This window comes from Limosilactobacillus panis DSM 6035, assembly GCF_001435935.1.
GTDB lineage: Bacteria > Bacillota > Bacilli > Lactobacillales > Lactobacillaceae > Limosilactobacillus > Limosilactobacillus panis.
Window position 1 is genome coordinate 1 of the sequence record NZ_AZGM01000085.1, and the last position, 4,431, is coordinate 4,431.

General features: G+C 43.2%; 4 protein-coding genes. 1 reads left to right on the plus strand and 3 read right to left on the minus strand.

Annotation, left to right across the window (positions count from 1 at the left end):
- Nucleotides 1-62: 62 nt before the first annotated feature.
- From FD32_RS05940 to FD32_RS05950, 3 genes are all read right to left on the minus strand, one after another.
- Nucleotides 63-1,388, minus strand: coding sequence for a dihydrolipoyl dehydrogenase family protein (locus tag FD32_RS05940; protein WP_047769626.1), 1,326 nt, complete (start codon nucleotides 1,386-1,388; stop codon nucleotides 63-65).
- 185 nt (nucleotides 1,389-1,573) lie between these two features.
- Complete coding sequence (locus FD32_RS05945; RefSeq protein WP_047769628.1) at nucleotides 1,574-2,446, minus strand: TrmH family RNA methyltransferase; 873 nt, start codon at nucleotides 2,444-2,446, stop codon at nucleotides 1,574-1,576.
- Between the two features lie 188 nt (nucleotides 2,447-2,634).
- Nucleotides 2,635-3,639: a LacI family DNA-binding transcriptional regulator gene (locus tag FD32_RS05950; protein WP_047769630.1), complete on the minus strand. Its 1,005-nt coding sequence runs from the start codon at nucleotides 3,637-3,639 to the stop codon at nucleotides 2,635-2,637.
- A gap of 498 nt (nucleotides 3,640-4,137) precedes the next feature.
- Here FD32_RS05950 and FD32_RS05955 point away from each other — a divergent pair.
- Nucleotides 4,138-4,431, plus strand: a 294-nt coding sequence (locus tag FD32_RS05955) for a helix-turn-helix domain-containing protein (protein WP_156410641.1), incomplete at its 3' end; no start/stop codon positions are given.

Genomic DNA, 4,431 nt, shown 5'->3' on the forward strand with positions numbered 1-4,431 from the left:
CCTGCTTAATCTACGTCACTAAATTCGTTCAAGTTATTTCTTGCAATCTGCCATATCACAAACTAGGGTAATAGTCCCGCCACCTTGTCGCCAAGGGTCGGATAAATTGCTAGTATTCTCTTCCGGTATTCTTCCCCGCTGATTTTCAAGCCGATAATTGGCAAAAAGTTATTAATATCATCGGCCGCATAATCGTCAATTTCGCTTACACCCACTAGTTGCTGGCCCTTAAATACCAGTGTTAAGGTGCTAACCTGGTCATTTTGTCCGGCGTATAAGCTCCCGTATTTGAGGGGAACCATTTTGACCCGATAGTCAGCATTATCAGCGACATCATCAGCATTAACTCCAACCCGGGCAACTTCGGGAAAGGTAAAGGCTGCCTGCCCAATTATTGGGTAAACTATTTCCTGGCTAGTCTTACCAGTTAAGTAGTCAAAGAGGTAGTGACCCTCAAATTCAGCTACTGGGGTTAACTTCGGCTGCTTACGGCTCACAACATCCCCAATGGCGTAAACGCCATCGACACTCGTCATCAAGTGCCCATCAACTTTAATCCCGTGGCGATCATGTTTAATTCCGGTGTTTGCTAACGCTAGTCTTTCAACATTTGGGCGCCGTCCCGTGGCATCAAGAATATAGTCAGTTTTAACGGACCCCTGGTTGGTGACAATTTTCAAGCCAGCCGCGGTTTGACTAACCGCTTTAGTGACAGTATTAAATCTAAATTGGATTCCCCGGTCTTGCATTGCTTCAACCAGTGCCCGATCCTCAACCGCAGTAAAATCACGGAGAACCCGGTCAGAATGAACAATCACGGTTACATCAGCTCCAGCTGCAGCGACCAGGGTTGCTAATTCAAGGCCGACAAAACCTGCTCCAATAACAGCAATGCGCTTGGGAAGTTGCTTAAGGGATAGCAGGTCGTAACTCGTGTGCAAATATTTCTTCCCAGGGATGTCGAGAATATTCGGTGCTTGCCCTGTAGCAATAATAATGTGATTAGCCTGATATTGGTAACCATTGACCATAATGGTATGGTCATCAACAAAGTGGGCATAGCCATCCTCAATATCGTGATTACGCTTAATAATTTCCCGCGTCTCAGCTGGCCACGGATTAAAGCGTGCCAGTTTAGTCCGCATCAGCGCTTGCCAATCTAGCTGTGCCGGCTGACCGATACCATGATTAAGAAGCTGTTGAGATTGCAGGACAGTTCGGACTGCTCCTTCAAGGAAAATCTTCGGTTCACAACCATAGTTAGGGCAAGTCCCCCCATATTCAAAGCCCTCAATCACTAATACCTTATGACTAGTTCTTGCCAATAGGTTGGCCATTTTATAAGCAGCGGGGCCAGAGCCAATTAAGATTTCGTCATACTTCTTCATACCAATCCCTCCTCAATTAATTAGGCCTAGTGTATCTTATATTATTTGCTGGGTACAAAGATTTGCTTACTTAATTGGTGGCCGACATAGAATACAGAATCCCGCTTTTATTTCAATTCGAACGCTTTTTAATTCTAACGTACGAAAGACTTAGGACCACATCACCGGTCTACTCAATATAGCGGCTACCGGGCCTTTTGATTCCCCAGCTCCCAGAAAGCTAAGGCTGAGGCAGCGGCAACGGCAACATTTAAAGAGTCGACCCCCGGAGCCATCGGAATTTTAATTGTAAAATCACTCTGCATAATTGTCTTCTCTCTTAATCCGGGGCCTTCCGAACCAAGAACGATTGCAAGTTTATCTACCTTAGCCAGCTGGGGATTATCAATACTAACAGTATTATGACGTAATGCCATCGCAGCCGTTTGGTAGCCAAAGTGATGAAGGATGCTAACCCCTTCGGCTTGCCAGGACTTAGCATCTATATAGGTCCACGGTACTTGGAAAACAGTTCCCATTGCTACGCGAGAAGCACGCCGATAAAACGGATCGGCAGAATCACTAGTTACAATTACTCCATCTATCCCCAGTGCCGCTGCTGAACGAAAGATTGCCCCAATATTGGTTGGATTAACCACGCTTTCAAGAACCGCAATCCGGGGATGAATGGGTGGCATCTTGGTCAAAAACTCGGCTAGACAAGGCCGTTTTACCCGATACATTGCTGCAAGCGCACCCCGCAAAAGATTATAGCCGGACAACTGACGAAGAAGGTCACTGCTAGCGACATAAATTGGTGTCTGACCGAGTCCCGTTGTTTTATTGACCGCCATTTCATGGTCCAAGTCGGCTAAATCACGTGTCAAATCCTTTTTTCCCACCAAAAGCGTAGCCGGCCGGTAGCCGGCCCGCAAGGCACGCTCAATTACTTTAGGGCTTTCCGCAATGAATAAGCCCGGTTGAGGTTCCCGAGCGTGAAAAAGCTGCGCTTCATTGAGCCGCACATAGGGGTCTAAGTTAGTTCCTGTTAAATCTGTAAGAAAAATTAAGTTATGCATGTTGAATCTACCTTATTTATAATAATCCGCCGTCACTATAAACTTGAAGTTCTTAAATCAACATTCTGTTGTCAAATTAAAAAAGTAGCACCACTGAATGTCCTTTTTTATTAATGTTGAATAAAGAGCCAATAAACCTAGTTAGCGTTCCTTAATACCTAATTGCCTAAGCAAAGTATATTTATACCCTAAAGTGAATGACGAGCAACAATCTCAACAGGAAGAAAAGTGGTTGAACTGGTATTATCCCCTTTTTTTATTTGGGTAAGGAGTTTATTAGCGGCAATGTTCCCCATCAGCTCCATATCTTGCTTTAGAAGGAAAATCCCATCACCGACATACTGTGACCATTCCCAATCATCAAAGCTAACGAGGCCTAAATCTGTGGGAAATGTCAGATTAAGGTCCTTAAAAATACTGAGTAGGTCGAAAAGGACAGGGCCCATTAGTGATACAACAGCTGTACGACCACCCAAAGCATTAAATTGTTTAAAGAATGTTTTAGCTAACCATCGCCTGTTATGACCACGTGTTTCAATATTATGATAACTTAAACCATTATCTTCCGCCGCTAATTTAAGGCCAGCAATTCGCGGGATCTGGCCTGATGCTTCAGCATAGTGGGCGCTAATAGTCAAGATATTATTATAGCCACGCTGACTAAGAATTCTCCCTAATCGGTAACAAGCATCTCGGTTAGCACTGGTCACCTTCCCAATAGTTTGGGGTTGGTCATCAACTTCCCGGTCAACAACAACAAGCGGCAGCTTATTCTTTATCGCTAATTCATACTGCGAAAACTGGCGTGAATCTGGTTGGACAATGATTCCATCAACCCGTTGCTGATATAGTCGTTCTAATGCTCGTGCTTCAGTATCAATTGAGTTGTTAGTATTCATTAACAAGATATCATACCCTGCCCCCTGCAACACATCATCAATTCCCTTGGCAAGAAGGGATGAAAAGGGATTGGAAATATCTCCAACCAGGATACCAATTACATAACTTTGTGTCTGCCGAAGACGCTGGGCTGATGCTGTGGGAACAAAATTAAGGTTTCGAATTGTTTTCTCAACTCGTCTTCGAGTTGCTGGCCGCATCTTTTCATAGTGACCATTAAGAATCCGCGAAACGGTAGTTACTGAAACGCCAGCAGCTTTAGCGACTTCTGTAATTGTAATATGTTGTGTCATTGTCATCTTCCTTAGTTGCGCTTGATATTTAGGCCTTTGTGACTTCTTATCATTTTACTATCGATTTATTCACACTGTAGTAATAAAGTCATTGATTTCTCGAAAAAAGTAAGTAAAGGATGGATGACAAAATGGTTATTCGCTATCATCCGAATGAGTCTCAAACGAAAGCCAGTAAATATTCACAAAATGGATATATGAAGTGCGTTAACCTAATTTTCCATCACAATTATTGTATAACCATTCGAGAACAATAATGAGGGTGAGAAAATAAAGTCTTTTCTCACCCTCATTTCAACTGTAAAGGGTCATTATATTCATATTATACGCTAACTGAAACTTGAAAGCCCAGAATTACGGTAATTGGCCGTGATCCTGAGCTTCCTCACTATAAAAATGGTAGATTGTAAAATTTAAGTTGAACATTTAAGTGGACAGAAAAACCCATCAAGGTCTTTAATGGTGTTACCGTACAATCCATTAGAAAGAAGGACCTTGATGAGCACCACTATTTTATCATTCCAGAACCGTGTTGTCATTGAAACGCTTCATAATGAAGGACGTTCCTTGCGATACATCGCTAATTACTTAGGCTTTAGTAAAACCACAGTCTTTAACGAACTTCACCGGCTAAATAGTGAGTACCAGGCTGAGCTAGCGCAAACTGACTTTGAACGTAAGGTTAGTCAACGGGGGCGGAAGTCTTCGCTCACTAAAAACCTTAAACACTTGATCAAAGAAAAGATTCAAGTCCAGAAGTGGTCCCCTGAACAAGTTGCCCATGTGGTTGGG